Raw genomic sequence first — 17,182 nt, forward strand, 5'->3', positions numbered from 1 at the left:
TCGAATTATTTTGAGCAATTGCCGTAACCGGCGTCTGTCTCTCGTGGCACTTAAAACAAAGCAGTATCCAATCCCAATGCCTCAGGCATGGACGCCAGATTCATTTTTTCTTAGAAGAAGAAACAGGCCAGCAGTCACGCCAGCACGCGTATGAACTTCCCTGCTCTCATGACGAGAGGTTCGTCTTCCAGGAAATCCGCCGACTGAGCCGCCCCGACGATGATCGTGTGGTCGCCACCGGGATAGTGCGCCCACAATTGACACGTGATGCTAGCAACTGAGCCGTCTATGAGAGGTGCCTCGTCGCCCTCAAGCCGATAGCTCACGCCCCGAAACTTTTCGGCCGACTTAGAGGCAAAGACTTCGGCAATGGTGCGCTGTTGGGCAGAAAGTATATTGATTGCGAATGCGTCCGACTGCAGAATCGTGGCTAAAGTGTTGGACGTATTGGCCAAACACACCAGATAAAGCGGCGGCTCCAATGAAAGGCAGGTGACGGCGTTGACCGTGGCACCGACCAGATTTCCGCCCTCTTTCGAGGCGGTGACGACGGCAACGCCGGTCACGAAGCGGCCCGCGGCCTGCCGTAGCTGGGTGGACTCGACCCACTGCTGAATGCGCGAGGTGCCTACAGGAGGATGTGTAGTGATCGACATCATGGCTTGACCTTGAAACTCAGATGACGGGTTCGAGCTGGCTCTTTGCGCGATCCCGCTCCAGGGCGCCCTGACGTAGACGGGGAATCAACTCCCGGCCGAACTCTGTGACGTCCCTCTCCACTTCGAAGCCGCGAATCAAAATGGAATGCACACCGAGGTCGTAATACTTGAGGATGGCTTCGGCCACTTGCTCCGGCGTGCCTACCAGGCAGGTTGTGTTGCCATAGCCCCCAGTGGCTGCTGCGATCGGCATCCAGAGCCGCTCGTCGTGCACCTCGCCTTTGGCGGCGATTTCCGCCAGCCTGTGATGAGATTGGCTGCCCGATACATATTCCTTGTTGGGGAGATAGACCGAGTTCTTCGTTTGTTCTAGAAAGAATTTTGCTTTATCCCAAGCCTCTCCCTCGGTGTCTGCAATGATGGGACGAAAAGAGACGTTGAACCCCGGGGTGCGCCCGTAAACCTGACACCGAGCCCTGAAGTCTGCAATGCGCTCAGCCGTTTCTTTCAGCGGTTCGCCAAACATGGCGAAGACATCACAATGCTGCGCGCCCATAGCTAGCGCCCCTTCAGAGGATCCGCCAAAAAGCAATGTGGGATGTGGTTTTTGATAGGGTTTGACGCTGGAACGGGCGCCCGCCACCTGGTAGAAGCGCCCTTCATAGTCGACAGGCTCAGGGGCGGTCCAGATGCGTCGCATGATATCCAGGTACTCCGCCCCGCGGAGATAGCGTTCCTCTTTCGAAGTGAAATCGCCTTCTTCATGCTGCTCGGCATCGCTGCCGCCGATGATGATGTGCATGGACACACGGCCCTGCAGGAGGCGATCGACTGTGGCAATTTTGCGTGCCGCCAGCGCGGGCAGAATGCGTCCCGGCCGATGCGCGATCAGAAAAGATAGGCGCTCGGTATGGCATCCCGCGTACATCGCTACACTGAAGCCCTCTGCAGAGGCGGAGTGATAGCCAATCAGTACTTCGTCAAAGCCGGCCATCTCGTGTTCTCTCGCGTTCTTCACGATCCAGTCACGGGCTAGGTCGCCCGATATGATGTGTACCGTTTGCTTAGCTGGAGGAGAAACTCCGATCATTCCAAGGACTCGAATGGGCATGTTTGTTCCTATCTGACGTTGGTTAAAACCACGAAATGTGGTTTTCAATAGCCATGCGAGTCCATTCTAGGAAGGTCTACACGGATAGAGTAGACAGCGCTAACGAATATGGTGATAACAGATAGGAATAGGCAAATGGCGGCGAGGGGAGTGGCCGTTCAGAAGTTCGGCAAGCGCTGTGGTTGAGCCGGAACGACAGTGCGGCTGGACCCGGTTTGGCCGTGTATCGGCGAAACCCATGGGGGGCGGAGAACACAGAAAAGATGGCATGAGCGGGACAGACCTTGCCTTGCAATGTGTACCGACCCAAAACACCCGTCAATCCAACCATCCCATGCGGGCGTCAAGATGACTCCGTGGCGCCCGCTGGACTCTCCCCCTCAGCCAGCTGGTTTCGGCGCCCACGGCACTTTCACCCATCCTTCCATCAAGACACGCGCACTGCGCGACATGATCGCTTTCGTGACCGTCCACTCGCCGTCGACGAGTTTGGCTTCGGCGCCAACTTGCAATGTTCCGGAGGGATGACCGAAGCGCACACCCGTCCGTTCACCGCCGCCTGCGGCGAGATTCACCAAGGTTCCCGGAACGGCCGCAGCCGTTGCTATGGCAACCGATGCAGTACCCATCATGGCATGGTGCAGCTTGCCCATGGAAAGCGCGCGCACCAGCAGATCCACGTCCTTCTCGCCGATGGCTTTACCGCTGGACGCGGTATAGGCGCGTGGTTTGGACACGAATGCGATCTTGGGCGTATGTTGACGGGCAGCCGCCTGCTCGGGCGAGGCGATCAGACCCATACGCACGGCGCCATACGCACGGATTTTCTCGAAGCGCGCGAGCGCGGTGGGATCACTGTTGATGGCGTCTTGTAATTCGGTGCCGGTATAGCCCAGGGCTTCCGCATCCAGAAAGATGGTCGGAATTCCCGAGTTAATGAAGGTCGCGCGAAATGTGCCTTCGCCCGGTACCTCGAAGTCGTCCACGACGTTACCCGTAGGAAACATCGAGCCGCCCTCGCCTTCGCCTTCGTCAGCCGGATCGAGAAACTCAACCTTGATCTCGGCAGCCGGAAAGGTCACGCCATCCAGTTCAAAATCCCCGGTCTCTTGCACCTGACCGTTGGTGATGGGGACATGATTCACGATGGTCTTGCCGATATTGGCTTGCCAAATGCGCACAGTCGCAATGCCGTTCTCGGGGATACGATCAGCATCGACCAGACCATTCGCAATGGCGAACGGACCCACCGCGGCCGACAGGTTGCCGCAGTTGCCACTCCAATCCACGAAAGCCTGATCGATAGACACCTGACCGAACAGATAATCGACATCGTGATCGGGACGGCTGCTCTTGGACAAGATCACCGTCTTGCTGGTGCTGGAAGTCGCACCGCCCATACCGTCGATTTGTTTGCCATAGGGATCGGGACTGCCGATGACTCGCATGAGGAGCGAATCGCGATCCGGCCCGGCTACCTGCGCGGCCGGAGGTAAGTCGGTGAGCTTGAAGAAAACGCCTTTACTCGTACCACCGCGCATATACGTCGCGGGGATTTTGATTTGTGGTGCGTGCGTCATGAAGGATCCTGATCTGTCTATTGTCGATTGATTGCTCAGCCCGCCTGACTGGTTGCGGTGGCGGACGAGGCTTCGAGAAAGTCTTGCGCGAAGCGCTGCAACACGCCGCCCGCTTCGTAGATGGAGACTTCTTCGGCGGTATCGAGGCGACACGTGACCGGCACTTCGATCGCGCTTCCATCGCGGCGATGCACGATCAGTGTCAGATCGGCGCGCGGCTTACGCTCGCCCACCACGTCATAGGTTTCCGTACCATCGAGCGCCAGCGTTTTACGGTTGGTCCCCGGCTTGAACTCCAGCGGCAGTACGCCCATGCCGATCAGGTTGGTGCGGTGAATGCGCTCGAAGCCTTCGGCCACAATGGCTTCGACACCGGCCAGACGCACGCCCTTAGCCGCCCAGTCACGCGAGGAGCCCTGTCCATAGTCCGCCCCCGCCACGATGATAAGGGGCTGCTTGCGTTGCATATAGGTTTCGATGGCCTCCCACATCCGCATGGTCTTGCCTTCTGGCTCGACACGCGCGAGTGAGCCTTGTTTGACGCTGCCGTCTTCGTTGCGGACCATCTCGTTATAGAGTTTGGGATTCGCGAACGTCGCGCGCTGCGCGGTCAGATGGTCGCCGCGATGGGTGGCGTAGGAGTTGAAGTCTTCCTCGGGCAAGCCCATTTTGGCGAGGTATTCGCCTGCGGCGCTATCGAGCAAGATCGCATTCGAGGGCGAGAGATGGTCCGTGGTGATGTTGTCGCCCAGGACGGCAAGCGGACGCATGCCTTTCAACGTGCGCTCGCCAGCCAGTGCGCCTTCCCAGTAAGGAGGACGACGGATATAAGTGCTTTGAGGGCGCCATTCGTACAAGGGACTCACGGACTCGCGTCGTGCATCGCGGATGCCGAACATCGGTGCGTAGACCTTGCGGAATTGCTCGGGCTTGACGGCCGCGGCCACGACGGCGTCGATCTCTTCCTCGCTGGGCCAGATATCCTTCAGACGAATATCGTTGCCTCTCGCATCCTTGCCCAGCACATCACGTTCGATATCGAAACGAATGGTGCCTGCGATGGCGTACGCCACTACCAATGGCGGCGAAGCAAGGAACGCTTGTTTGGCATAGGGGTGAATCCGCCCATCGAAGTTGCGGTTACCCGATAGCACTGCCGTCGCATACAAATCACGGTCGATGATTTCTTGTTGGATCTTGGGGTCCAACGCACCAGACATGCCGTTGCATGTGGTACAGGCGAACGCAACGATACCGAAGCCAAGCTTCTCGAGCTCGCTGGTTAGTTGCGCTTCGTCGAGATAAAGCTCGACGGCCTTGGATCCAGGCGCGAGCGAAGTCTTCACCCACGGTTTGCGAGTCAGTCCCACGCGGTTCGCGTTGCGCGCCAGCAAGCCCGCGGTGATGACGTTGCGCGGATTGCTGGTGTTGGTGCAGCTCGTGATCGCGGCAATGATGACAGCGCCATCGGGCATCAAGCCGGGCTCATTTTCCACCACGCCCGCGATACCGCGCTCGGCCAGATCCGACACCGGCAAGCGGCGATGGGGGTTCGACGGTCCCGCGAGCGTGCGCACCACGCTGGAAAGATCGAAGCGCAGCACGCGTTCGTATTCCGCATTCTTCAAGCTGTCCGCCCACAAACCGGCCTGCTGCGCATACGTCTGCACGAGCTGTACTTGCGCGTCCTCGCGGCCGGTGAGCTTCAGATAATCGATCGTCTGTTGATCGATGAAGAACATCGCTGCCGTCGCGCCGTATTCGGGCGCCATATTCGAAATCGTCGCGCGGTCGCCCAAGGTGAGGCTGGATGCGCCCTCGCCATAGAACTCCAGGTACGCACCCACCACGCGCTCTTTGCGCAGGAACTCGGTGAGCGTCAACACGATATCGGTCGCGGTGATACCCGGCTGCGGTTTACCCGTCAGCTCAACGCCCACGATATCGGGCAAGCGCATCCACGACGCGCGGCCCAACATCACGTTCTCGGCTTCCAGACCGCCCACGCCGACCGCGATCACGCCCAAAGCGTCGACGTGCGGTGTGTGACTGTCGGTGCCGACCAATGTGTCGGGAAACGCCACGCCATTCTGCGCATGGATAACCGGCGACATGCGTTCCAGATTGATCTGGTGCATGATGCCGTTACCCGGCGGCACGACTTCGACGTTATGAAACGCCTCGCGCGTCCAATCGATAAAGTGAAACCGGTCGTCGTTGCGGCGATCTTCGATGGCGCGGTTCTTCGCAAAGGCATCCGGTTCATAGCCGGCGTGTTCCACGGCCAGCGAGTGATCCACAATCAGCTGCACCGGGACAACGGGACTGACCTTGGCGGGGTCGCCGCCCATATCAGCGATGGCATCACGCAGACCCGCCAGATCCACCAGCGCAGTTTGGCCCAGAATGTCATGGCACACCACGCGCGCGGGAAACCACGGGAAATCCAGATCGCGGCGGCGCTCGATCAACTGACGCAGCGCATCGTTCAACAAGGCCGGATCGCAGCGGCGCACCAGATTTTCCGCGAGCACACGCGAGGTATAAGGCAAGCGGTCATACGCACCTGGCGCGATCGCATCGACCGCGGCGCGCGCATCGAAATAGTCCAGCTCGGTGCCGGGTAAGGGCTTGCGAAATTGAGAATTCATGATGCCTCCGTGCGCTGCAAGGTGTTGTGCGCGATCTGATGTTCAATGTTGAGACGGGATGCGCGGATATGTCTGCGCATTAAAAGTTCTGCGAGCTCGCCGTCGCCGTCGGCGATCGCATCGAGAATACGGTGATGCTCGGCAAACGCCTGCCGGGGTCGATGCGGCGTATCCGAGTATTGAATGCGGTACATGCGGGCCAGCTGATAGAGCTCATCGCACAGCATGCGAATCAGCATCTGATTGCCGCTGGCCTGGACAATCTTGTAGTGAAAGTCGTAATCGCCCTCTTGCTGGTAGTAACCGCGCCCGGCCTGAAAGGCCTCGTCCCGCTCGTGGGCCTGCAATACGCGCCGCAGTTCGTCCACCTCCGCCGCCGTCATGCGCGCGGCCGCCAAGCGGCACGCCATGCCTTCGAGCGACTCACGGATTTGATAGAGCTCGCACAGCTCTTGCTGACTCAGCGAGACGACGCGTGCGCCCACATGCGGCACGCGCACCACCAGGCGTTGACCCTCGAGACGGTGAATCGCCTCGCGCAGCGGCCCACGGCTGATGCCATAGGTACGGGCAAGCTCAGGCTCGGAAATCTTGCTGCCCGGCGCGATGTCGCCCTTGATAATGGCGGACTGGATGTCGCGGAAAACCTGCTCGGAAAGCGTTTCCGTTTCACCGGTCGAGGGTTCGACCAGGGCAAGGACTTTTTCTGTCATGTCGACAATCGCGAGGAAAATGTGCGCTAAATTATATCCATACCGCGTTTGGATCGCCATATTGTCAACAATCTGGCGTGTGTAGCTGGCACGCCCATTTGGGAGACTGCCGTATGTCTACTCACCTACCCTCCTCGCGTCCCGAGCCGGACCAGGTGCTGACCGATATCGTCGACTATGTGCTGGACTATCAGATCGACAGTCAGCTGGCCTACGACACGGCACGTTATTGCCTGATCGATACGTTGGGCTGCGGTCTGGAGGCGCTGCAATACCCGGCCTGCCGCAAGCTGCTCGGACCCATCGTCCCCGGCACCATGGTGCCCAACGGCGCGAAGGTACCCGGCACGCCCTATCAGCTTGATCCCGTTCAAGCCGCATTCAACATTGGCGCGATGATCCGCTGGCTGGATTTCAACGACACCTGGCTTGCGGCGGAATGGGGACATCCTTCGGATAATCTCGGCGGCATTCTGGCTACCGCCGACTGGCTGTCGCGCACCGCCGTTGCCGCCGGCAAATCGCCGTTGACCATGCGCGATGTGCTGACGGCGATGATCAAGGCGCACGAAATCCAGGGCTGTATCGCGCTGGAGAATTCCTTTAACCAGGTCGGCTTGGATCATGTGGTGCTGGTGAAAGTCGCCTCGACCGCGGTCATCGCGCAGATGCTGGGCCTGACGCGCGAGGAAATCATCAATGCCGTATCGCTGGCATGGGTCGATGGTCAGAGTCTGCGCACATATCGCCACGCCCCCAACACCGGCAGCCGAAAAAGCTGGGCAGCGGGCGACGCGACCAGCCGCGCCGTGCGGCTCGCGCTTATCGCCAAAACGGGCGAGATGGGTTACCCATCGGTGCTGACGGCCAAGACCTGGGGCTTTTACGATGTGTCCTTCAAGGGGCAACCCTTCAAGTTTCAACGGCCCTATGGCAGCTATGTGATGGAAAACGTGCTGTTCAAGATCTCGTATCCGGCCGAATTTCATGCCCAGACCGCGGTCGAGTGCGCAATGACGCTGTACCAGCGCCTGACTACCTTGGGCAAAACCGCCGAAGACATCGAACAGATCACTATCCGCACCCATGCGGCCTGCCTGCGCATCATCGACAAGAAAGGCCCGCTGAATAATCCCGCCGACCGCGATCATTGCATTCAGTACATGGTGGCCGTGCCCCTGCTATTCGGACGCCTGACCGCCGCCGACTATGAAGACGACATCGCGCAAGACCCGCGCATCGACACCTTGCGCGCCAAAATCGTCTGCGTCGAGGACCCCGCCTACACGCTCGACTATCATGATCCCGACAAACGATCGATCGCGAATGCCCTGACCGTGACCTTGCAAGATGGAACGCAGCTGGACGAAGTCGTCTGCGAATATCCCATTGGCCACAAACGTCGCCGCAGCGAAGGCATGCCATTATTGGAGTCGAAATTCCGCACGAATCTGGCACGTGTGTTCGCCGCCAAGCAACAGCGGCGAATTCTTGAAGCCTCGCTGGACCAACCTACGTTGGAGGCCATGCCCGTGCACGAGTATGTCGATCTCTACGTAACCTAGCGTGCCCGGCAGCTTTACCCCGGGCCGACTACAATCCAGCTATTCACCACCTGCCATTCCCCTGCTATGTCTTACCTCTGGGTCAAAGCCTTTCACATCGTGTTCGTCACGGCCTGGTTCGCCGGCCTGTTTTATCTGCCGCGAATCTACGTGAATCTGGCGCAGGCGACCGATGCCGCCGTGAAGACCTGTCTGATCGGCATGGCGCGCCGGCTGTTCCGGTTCACCACGATACTGGCGGTCATCGCCGTGTTGCTGGGGCTGTGGCTGTATATCGGTTTTGGCGTCGGCATGGGCCCGGGCAATGGCTGGATGCACGCCAAGCTGTTCTTTGTCGTGCTTATCATCGGCTACCATCACGCCTGCGGGGTGATGTTGCGCAAATTCGAACAGGGCCGCAACACCCGTACGCATAAGTTCTACCGCTGGTTTAACGAAATTCCCGTCTTATTGCTGGTGGCGGTGGTGCTGCTGGTGGTGCTTAAACCTTTCTGACCACATTGCCCGGCTTAAGCCAGGATCCGTATGTCTTCTGATGATCAAGGCCGTCGTAAAACACTGACGGTCAAAAAAACGGCGCGTGACGCCCACGCGGCTGCGAGCGAAACGCCGCGCAAGCGTAGCGGCGCCCGCGCGCGCACGGCCGCGCTGATTGAACGCTCGAAAGAGCAGGTGCAACGTTTGCGCCAGGACGAGGCCCCGGCTGCGCCCGCACGTAAATCACCGTCTAAATACCGTAGTGATTCGCCTCGGGAAGATGGATCATTCTCCCGCCGGGGCGCGCCGCGCGACGGCGATCGTTTTGCAGATAAGCGTGGGCGCGCGGCCGAGCCCGATCTGGGCCAAGGTCTCGGCGATCAAGATGACTTCCCCGCCGAGGTGGAATGGGCCGCCGAACCCGAAATCCGCAAGCGCGCGCCGCGCTGGCTGCGCGATGCGGAGGTTTTCCCCGTGTTTGCGCCCTGCCCCCAGGGACTGGAAGAGGCCTTGACCGCAGAGATGCAGGCGCTGGGCTTCGAGGACGCGCGTGTGGGCCGTGCGGGCTGTCATTTCAGCGCGGACTGGTCCGGCATTCAACGCGCGAACCTTTACTCGCGGCTGGCCACGCGCATTCTGGTGCAGGTCGCCCACGAAACGATCTCGCACGAAGACGACATCCAGGATGTCGCATACAACGTGCCTTGGGAACGCTGGTTCGGCGCCGAGCACACCTTGCGAGTCGATACCTCCGCCGTGAAAAGCCCGGTGCAAAGCCTGCAATATTGCAATCTGCGCGCCAAGGACGGGATTTGCGACCGTCTGCGCGACCGCGAAGGCGCGCGCCCCAGTATCGATACCGTCCGACCCGACGCCCGCGTGCACCTGTTTCTGACGGGCAACACCGCCACGCTCTATCTGGATACGTCGGGCGAGTCGCTCTTCAAACGCGGCTGGCGTCTGGACAAGGGCGAAGCGCCATTGCGAGAAAACCTCGCGGCCGGCATGCTGGCACTGGCGGGCTGGGACCCGGCGGCACCCTTGCTCGACCCGTTCTGCGGCAGCGGCACCATCCTGATCGAAGCGGCCTGGATCGCGCTGGGCGTGCCCGCCGGCATTTCGCGTCCGCTCGGTTTTGAACGCTTGCGCGACCACGACGCGCGGCGCTGGCGCGATCTGAAGGACGACGCCCGTGCCCGCATCCTGCCCAAGCTCGACGCACCGCTGGTTGGCTACGACCTGGACCCGCAAGCCGTGGAATTCGCGCGTAATAACGCCGAGCGCGCCTGGCTGACCGCCGACACGATCCGATTCGAGGTTGGTGACGCCCGCGAGGTGCCCCCGCCCGCTGAGCAAGGCTGGATCGTGACGAACCCGCCTTACGGCGAACGGCTGCCAACCGACGACACGGAGCTCTGGCGCGCCTGGTCCGCGAACCTGAAGCGCTCCTACGCGGGCTGGCAATTGCATGTCATCACGAGCGATCGGGACCTGCCGCAGCGCCTGCGCCTCAAACCGTTGCGCCGTATTCCGCTGCATAACGGATCGCTGGACTGCCGTTTGTTCGGATTCGAACTGGTGGCAGCGAGCTACCGCGACCCGGCTTGAGGGTTGTTGTAAATACACCGCAGTTTCCTCCCGAGCTGTGACGGTTCAAAATATGAATTGATTGCAACGTTCGGGCGGAAACAGGCATGATGATCAGAGAACTTGCACTCTTTCAGGGTTAACCCTAGAATAGGGCCTAGCATGATTGCGAAGTAGCCGGCATAGAACTTGCGCTGGCTATGCAAGCCCGGATTCAAGATGCTGAGTATCGGCATTCAACAGGGCCACGGTTTAACCCCGCCAGACCAGGACGCGACAGTTGCGCGGTCGGCGGTGAATGTGGCCCTACGACGATTTCCCCTTGGGGGCTGCTATAGCCCCTTTTAAGGCCCACCGACCAATCGGTGGGCTTTTTTTTGCCTGCCGTGGCGATGGTCGGGATAATAGCGCTCCATGACTGCTGCCCAATACCCGACCGCCAGCCGGCTACGCCGGTTCGCCTGCATGATGTACGAAGCCGTGCTGTTGTTTGGCGTGGTGTTTCTCGCGGGCTATCTATTCGACACGTTGACGCAGAGCAAGCACGCCCTGACCCTGCGGCATGCGCGCCAGGCTTGGCTATTCGTCGTGATCGGCATCTATTTCATCCTGTGCTGGCGGCGCAACGGTCAGACGCTGCCAATGAAGACCTGGAATATCCGGCTGATAGACCGTCATGGCCAGCCGCCTTCGGTGGGCAAGCTGATCATGCGTTACCTGCTGATCTGGCCGCTCGTCCTGTGTGCCGCAGCCATTGTCTCTGCCGCCTCGGTGGCCACCGGGTGGCGGTCGGTCGATATGTTCATTGTGGTCGCGCCGTTCGCGATTTTCATTTGGTCCTGGTTTGATCGGGATGGGCAGTTCCTGCATGACCGTTTGCTAGGGACCCGGCTGTGCGACGTACCCGCCGCGCCCAAAAGACGCCAAAACGCGCATGCGTAATAACCCTTATATGTCCCCGCTATCGACACGCGCATATTGCAGATCGCGGCCCTCTAGGTCATGCTTGCACTTGTAGGGGGCATTCCGGCCCCCGGGCGGGCATCCCTCGGGATGATCGCCAGCGCGCTTAAAACATAGGGCCATGGACGACCAATATCAGTCGCTCTACCAATCATTCCGCTGGCTAGTTCCGACCCAATTCAACATTGCGGAGGTCTGCTGCCACCGTTGGGCCGAAAGCACCGCGGATGCCCGACGCATTGCCATTTACCACGAAGACGAGGCCGGTAACCGCGAGGTCTGGACCTACGCCCGCCTGGGCGAAGCCGTCAATCAGCTCGCCAATGGGTTGATCAAGATGGGCGTGGAACGCGGCGATCGCGTGGGTGTGGTTTTAGGACAACGACCGGAAACCGTGGTCGCGCACATGGCGATCTACAGCGTGGGCGCGGTCGTCGTGCCGTTATCGCCGCTTTTCGGGCCCGAGGCGCTGGAGTCGCGCCTGCGAGACTCGGACGCGCGCATTGCTATCGTCGATCCGGCCTCCCGTATCAATGTGTTGGCTGTCAGCGACGACTGCCCGAATCTGAACCAGATTATCGGCATAGGCTTTGTGGACGAACGGGTGCTGCCCTGGCGCAGCCTGCTAGCCCGTCAGCCGTCGCAATTCAAACAGGTCGCCACACTCTGCTCGGACCCGGCGATACTGATGTACACGTCGGGCACGACGGGCGCGCCCAAAGGAGCGCTACTGCCTCATAGCGTACTTATTGGCAATCTGCCGGGCTTTGTCGCCTCGCAAAACTGGTTTCCCAAGCCGAACGATGTCTTCTGGTCGCCGGCGGACTGGGCATGGACGGGCGGCTTGATGGACGCGCTGCTGCCCACTTTGTATTTCGGACATGCCATCGTGGGCACGCGCGGGCGTTTCTCGCCCGAGCGCGCGTTTGAACTGATGGAGCGTTACCAAGTCACCAATGTGTTCGTCTTCCCCACAGCGCTGAAGATGATGATGAAGTCGGTGCCCGAGCCGATGACGCGCTATCGCCTGTCGCTGCGCGCCATCATGAGCGCCGGGGAAAGCGTGGGAGAAACGGTATTTCGCTGGTGTCAGACCGCGCTGGGCATTACGCCCAACGAAATGTTTGGCCAGACCGAGATGAACTATATCGTCGGCAACAGTTGTCACCGCTGGCCGGCGAAGCCGGGCAGCATGGGGCGCCCCTACCCTGGACATCGGGTCGCGGTGATCGATGAGGCGGGGCAGCCCGTGCCAGTCGGCGAAGTCGGTGAGATCGCGCTAAATCGGCTCGATATTGCCGGATTTCCCGATCCAATCCTGTTTCTGGGTTATTGGCGCAACGAAGCGGCCACGCAGGCAAAATTCACGGGCGACTGGTGCCGCACGGGCGATCTGGCGCGCGTCGACGAAGACGGCTACCTCTGGTATGCGGGACGCGCCGACGATGTATTTAAATCCGCCGGCTATCGTATCGGCCCGGCGGAAATCGAAAGCTGCCTGATCGGTCACGAGGCCGTGGCGAATGCCGCGATCGTGCCCAAACCCGATCCCGAGCGAGGCGCGGTGGTCAAGGCCTATGTCGTGCTAACCCCCGAGTACGCCAGCCACGATCCTGCCGAGGTGACGCTCCAGTTACAGAACTATGTACGCGAACGGCTCGCGCCGTACGAGTATCCCAAAGAGATTGAGTTCATCGACGAACTCCCTATGACAACAACCGGCAAAATCCAGCGCCGTGTCCTGCGCCTGCGCGAGCAGACCCGGGCGGCGATACCCGCCGGACACCCTGAGTGAGACTGTTGCAGTATGCCTATTTATCAGCTTGATGATCAGACCCCTCAAATCGACCCCAGCGTCTATGTGGCAGACAGTGCGGACATCATTGGCAATGTGACCCTGCACGAGGGGGTGAGCATATGGTCCCATGTCGCAATCCGTGGCGATAATGCGCCGATCATCATCGAACGCGGCACGAACATCCAGGAAGGTTCCGTCTTGCATGTGGATGAAGGCTGCCCCATGACCATCGGGCCAAACGTCACGGTGGGCCATCAAGCCATGTTGCATGGCTGCACGATCCAGGAAGGCGCCCTGATAGGCATGCAAGCCATCATTTTGAACCGTGCGGTTATCGGGCGAAACTGCCTGATCGGCGCGGGCGCCATCATCGCCGAAGGCAAAGTGATTCCCGATAATTCGCTGGTGATCGGTGTGGGCAAAGTGGTACGCGAATTGTCCCCGGAAGAAATCGCCAATATGCACGGGAATACCCACCATTATCAGGAGCGCGCGCAACACTACAAGCGCGCGCTTAAACGCATCGGTTAATTCGGCGGGTGGCGATGGCACCTTGCGCGTCATCGGCTAACATTCACGTATGACTGATCAACTCAAGAAATTCCTTTTCGAAGATCGCTCGGTGCGCGTGCAGGCCGTCCGGCTGCACGAGACCTGGCTGCACGCACAAGAGCATCATGATTACCCGCCCGCCATTCAGCGCCTGCTAGGCGAACTCATGGCGGCCGCCGCGCTACTGGCGGCGAACATTAAGTTCGAAGGCTCGCTGGTTCTGCAAATCCAAGGCACGGGCCCTGTCGCGCTATTGGTCGTCGAATGCCAGTCCGACCTGGGCATGCGCGCCACGGTCAAGATCCGCGAGGGTCAGGAAGTGCCGCCGGATGGCACGATGCAAAGCCTTTTGAACACCAATAACGAGGGCCGTTTCATCGTCGTGCTGGATCCGCGCCGCAAGGTTCCCGGCCAGCAAGCCTATCAAGGCATTGTGCCGTTGGAAGGCGATACGGTGGCCGAGGCTTTGCAGCACTATATGAAGGCATCCGAACAGCTCGACACCCGTCTCTGGCTGCAAGCTGACGGGCAGCATGCCGCCGGGCTCTTGATCCAGCGCCTGCCGGACCACGGCGGCACGGCCGCGAGCGAAAGCGGGGCCAACACCCTCGAACACGCTATCGTCATGGCCGAAACGATCAAGCCCGACGAGCTGCTAAATAGCGATATCGATACGATCATCCATCGTCTGTATTGGGAAGACACGATGATCGGTTTCGAGCCGTCCCAGGTCCGCTGGCATTGCCCCTGCACGCGCGAGCGCGTCGGGAATATGCTGCGCACGCTGGGCGAGCAGGAAGTCAATGAGATTCTGGCCGAGCAAGGCTCCGTACAGATCACCTGCGATTTCTGCGGCAAGCCTTATGCGTTCGACCCAGTGGATTGTTCGGGTTTGTTTACGGACAGCCGACCCATGCCGGAACAGGATCCGCCGACGGTGCATTAAGTCTCTGCGCGTGCGGGCTTAGCTATTTGTCCGCTTGCGCGGGATGCCTCCTACCGTGAACCGACTGCGTCCAAAGTATCATCCTCGGCCCCATAGGATTCGTCGCAATTTTGGGGCAGACTATCGTTAGCTTCTGAAGATCGGCATATCTCAAGCACAGTCTTGGATATGCCGATTTTTTCTTTTTACGCTGGGGAAGCGATGGTGAGCACCGGCGATCGCTTACGTCAACGGGGCGCAACGCTGGTCGAATTCGCGCTCGTCGCGATTTCGCTGCTGTTGTTCGGTACGCTGATCGTCGAAGCCGCGCACTGGCAGATGTTGCGGCAAATGGCCTATGTCGCGCTATTGGACAGCGCACGGGTCGGCGCCACGCATCCTGATCGCGCCGAGGCCATGCAGCGTGGATTCGTTGCCGCATTCCTGCCGCCGTTGGTCGCCGGCAAACATGCCGCGCAGAACAGACAGGCGGAAATCTGGGCCGCCATCCAAAATAAAACAGGCATGCCTGCGTGGCGGATAGAAATTCTGCAGCCGCAAGACGTGCAGATCCTGCATACGCGGCTGACTTATCTTCATGAACCACTATCCCCGATGACACGCGCCCTGCTCCGGGCGTTTGGGCAAGAGCAGGGAGATTGCATGCGCAAAGCATGGGCCCACGGCATGCTGCCCATACGGTTAACGCTGGATATCGAAACGCATGCCCGGGCTTCACCGAAAGCAACGCCGACGGCGAACGTAGTCTATGGCGATTGGGACTGCACCAAGGCGGCGACTTAGCGCCGGCTTAACGACGTTGCGTGGCGGGTGGCGCGGTGCGTGCGGGTGCTTGATTAGACGGACGGGAATGAACGGCGCCCGGCACCGAGTTCGTTGGCAAGGGACTGTCGGCCGGCAGGATATGCACGAAGACTTCGCCTTCGCGCATCATGCCGAGCTCGCTGCGGGCGCGTTCTTCGATCGCGCCCGAACCGGTTTCCAGGTCTCGCACCTCGGCTTCCAGCGCGGCATTGCGCGCGCGCAGGCCTTCATTGACCTCGTGCTGCGCCGCGATCTGTTTCTGCAGGTCCCAAACGGTGAACCAGCCGCCCTTACCTAACCAAAGCGGATACTGGATCAGCGCCACCAACGCCAGCAGCACCAAGAACAGCAGGCGCATATACGAGAGCCCTTCAGGGATAGCCTATAAATGGCGACCGACCTCATGCCGGGCGCGTGAGCGCCCGGCATGCAGTCCGATCAACGCAGGTTGTAGAACGCGTCGCGGCCCGGGTAGGACGCCACTTCGGCGAGTTCTTCTTCGATGCGCAGCAGCTGGTTGTACTTGGCCATACGATCCGAACGCGAGAGCGAACCGGTCTTGATCTGCATGGCATTGGTTGCCACGGCGATATCGGCGATGGTCGAGTCTTCGGTTTCGCCCGAACGGTGCGACACGACGGCGGTGTAGCCGGCGCGCTTGGCCATTTCGATAGCGGCAAAGGTCTCGGTCAGGGTACCGATCTGGTTGATCTTGATCAGGATCGAGTTGGCGATGTTCTTCTGGATGCCTTCGCGCAGGATGCGGGTGTTGGTGACGAACAGATCGTCGCCGACCAGCTGGACTTTCTTGCCCAGTTGCTCAGTCAACAAGGCCCAGCCGTCCCAGTCGTTTTCGGCCATGCCGTCTTCGATGCTGATGATCGGGTACTTGTCGCACCAGGTGGCCAGCAGGTTGGCGAACTCTTGCGAGGACAGCGACAAGCCGCCTTCGCCTTCCAGCGTGTACTTGCCGTCACGGTAGAACTCGGAGCTGGCGCAATCCAGACCCAGGGCGATCTGCGTGCCCGGCTCGTAGCCGGCTTCGGTGATGGCCTTGAGGATCAGCTGAATGGCAGCCTCGTGGTTCTGGACGTTGGGGGCAAAGCCGCCTTCGTCGCCCACGGCGGTGGACATGCCTTGGGCATTGATGATCTTTTTCAGGCTGTGGAAGACCTCGGCACCCCAGCGCAGGGCTTCGCGGAAGCTCGTTGCGCCCACGGGCAGAATCATCAGCTCTTGCAGATCGAGCGTGTTGTTGGCGTGCGCGCCGCCGTTGATGACGTTCATCATCGGCACGGGCATGCTCATCGGGCCGCTGCCGCCGAAATAGCGGTACAGCGACAAGCCCGACTCGTCGGCCGCAGCGCGGGCGACAGCCATACTAGCCGCCAGGATGGCGTTAGCGCCCAGGCGCTCTTTGCTGTCGGTGCCGTCCAATTCGATCAGGGTGCGATCGACAAAGGTCTGCTCCTGAGCATCCAGACCCATCAGGGCCTCGGAGATCTCGGTGTTGAGGTTCTCGACGGCGCGCAGCACGCCCTTGCCCAGGTAGCGGGACTTGTCGCCGTCGCGCAGCTCGATGGCTTCACGCTGGCCGGTGGACGCGCCCGAAGGAACCGCGGCGCGGCCCATGGCGCCCGATTCCAACAACACATCACATTCGACGGTGGGGTTGCCACGCGAATCGAGGATCTCGCGGCCGATAATGTCGACGATTGCACTCATGATTGATTGATTCCCTGAACGATAAACAAATTCATGACGGCGTCACCGGGC

At 60.2% G+C, this 17,182-nt stretch carries 15 protein-coding genes; 8 read left to right on the forward strand and 7 right to left on the reverse strand.

Features of this window, described 5'->3' with window-relative positions:
* Positions 1-134: 134 nt before the first annotated feature.
* The 5 genes from GOQ28_RS02720 to GOQ28_RS02740 form a co-directional block, all read right to left on the reverse strand.
* Complete coding sequence (locus GOQ28_RS02720) at positions 135-659, reverse strand: flavin reductase family protein (RefSeq protein ID WP_160355345.1); 525 nt, start codon at positions 657-659, stop codon at positions 135-137.
* 16 nt (positions 660-675) lie between these two features.
* Positions 676-1,770, reverse strand: a complete 1,095-nt coding sequence (locus GOQ28_RS02725; protein WP_160355346.1) for an LLM class flavin-dependent oxidoreductase — start codon at positions 1,768-1,770, stop codon at positions 676-678.
* 380 nt (positions 1,771-2,150) lie between these two features.
* Positions 2,151-3,350, reverse strand: coding sequence for a 2-methylaconitate cis-trans isomerase PrpF (prpF, locus tag GOQ28_RS02730; RefSeq protein ID WP_160355347.1), 1,200 nt, complete (start codon positions 3,348-3,350; stop codon positions 2,151-2,153).
* Positions 3,351-3,385: 35 nt separating this feature from the next.
* A complete protein-coding gene (acnD, locus tag GOQ28_RS02735; protein WP_160355348.1) occupies positions 3,386-6,001 on the reverse strand; it encodes a Fe/S-dependent 2-methylisocitrate dehydratase AcnD in 2,616 nt (871 codons plus the stop codon).
* Positions 5,998-6,714, reverse strand: coding sequence for a GntR family transcriptional regulator (locus GOQ28_RS02740; protein WP_160350311.1), 717 nt, complete (start codon positions 6,712-6,714; stop codon positions 5,998-6,000). Before GOQ28_RS02740 ends, acnD begins: the two co-directional genes overlap by 4 nt.
* 113 nt (positions 6,715-6,827) lie before the next feature.
* On the opposite strand from GOQ28_RS02740, the gene GOQ28_RS02745 reads away from it, so the two are divergent.
* From GOQ28_RS02745 to GOQ28_RS02780, 8 genes are all read left to right on the forward strand, one after another.
* On the forward strand, positions 6,828-8,279 hold the full coding sequence (locus GOQ28_RS02745) for a bifunctional 2-methylcitrate dehydratase/aconitate hydratase (protein WP_160355349.1): 1,452 nt from the start codon (positions 6,828-6,830) through the stop codon (positions 8,277-8,279).
* A 66-nt stretch (positions 8,280-8,345) separates the two neighbouring features.
* The gene (locus GOQ28_RS02750) at positions 8,346-8,774 is read left to right on the forward strand and encodes a CopD family protein (protein WP_160350313.1); all 429 of its coding nucleotides are present in this window, start codon (positions 8,346-8,348) and stop codon (positions 8,772-8,774) included.
* 30 nt (positions 8,775-8,804) lie between these two features.
* The gene (locus GOQ28_RS02755; protein ID WP_160355350.1) at positions 8,805-10,364 is read left to right on the forward strand and encodes a THUMP domain-containing class I SAM-dependent RNA methyltransferase; all 1,560 of its coding nucleotides are present in this window, start codon (positions 8,805-8,807) and stop codon (positions 10,362-10,364) included.
* 393 nt (positions 10,365-10,757) lie between these two features.
* Positions 10,758-11,285, forward strand: a complete 528-nt coding sequence (locus GOQ28_RS02760; RefSeq protein ID WP_160350315.1) for an RDD family protein — start codon at positions 10,758-10,760, stop codon at positions 11,283-11,285.
* A 142-nt stretch (positions 11,286-11,427) separates the two neighbouring features.
* A complete protein-coding gene (locus GOQ28_RS02765) occupies positions 11,428-13,101 on the forward strand; it encodes an acyl-CoA synthetase (protein ID WP_160355351.1) in 1,674 nt (557 codons plus the stop codon).
* A gap of 12 nt (positions 13,102-13,113) precedes the next feature.
* The gene (locus tag GOQ28_RS02770; protein ID WP_160355352.1) at positions 13,114-13,635 is read left to right on the forward strand and encodes a gamma carbonic anhydrase family protein; all 522 of its coding nucleotides are present in this window, start codon (positions 13,114-13,116) and stop codon (positions 13,633-13,635) included.
* A 49-nt stretch (positions 13,636-13,684) separates the two neighbouring features.
* The gene (gene hslO / locus GOQ28_RS02775) at positions 13,685-14,602 is read left to right on the forward strand and encodes an Hsp33 family molecular chaperone HslO (RefSeq protein WP_160355353.1); all 918 of its coding nucleotides are present in this window, start codon (positions 13,685-13,687) and stop codon (positions 14,600-14,602) included.
* Positions 14,603-14,770: 168 nt separating this feature from the next.
* Positions 14,771-15,385 carry a TadE/TadG family type IV pilus assembly protein gene (locus GOQ28_RS02780; RefSeq protein WP_160355354.1) on the forward strand — a complete coding sequence of 205 codons (615 nt, stop codon included), beginning with the start codon at positions 14,771-14,773 and terminating at the stop codon, positions 15,383-15,385.
* Between the two features lie 7 nt (positions 15,386-15,392).
* On the opposite strand, the gene ftsB is transcribed toward GOQ28_RS02780, so the two are convergent.
* Together ftsB and eno are read right to left on the reverse strand one after the other, a co-directional pair.
* The gene (gene ftsB / locus GOQ28_RS02785; protein ID WP_160350320.1) at positions 15,393-15,764 is read right to left on the reverse strand and encodes a cell division protein FtsB; all 372 of its coding nucleotides are present in this window, start codon (positions 15,762-15,764) and stop codon (positions 15,393-15,395) included.
* A gap of 80 nt (positions 15,765-15,844) precedes the next feature.
* A complete protein-coding gene (eno, locus tag GOQ28_RS02790; protein WP_160350321.1) occupies positions 15,845-17,131 on the reverse strand; it encodes a phosphopyruvate hydratase in 1,287 nt (428 codons plus the stop codon).
* Positions 17,132-17,182: the final 51 nt, after the last annotated feature.

Origin of the sequence: Bordetella sp. 02P26C-1 (assembly GCF_009763255.1) — a bacterium.
In the GTDB taxonomy this organism is placed as follows: domain Bacteria; phylum Pseudomonadota; class Gammaproteobacteria; order Burkholderiales; family Burkholderiaceae_B; genus Bordetella_A.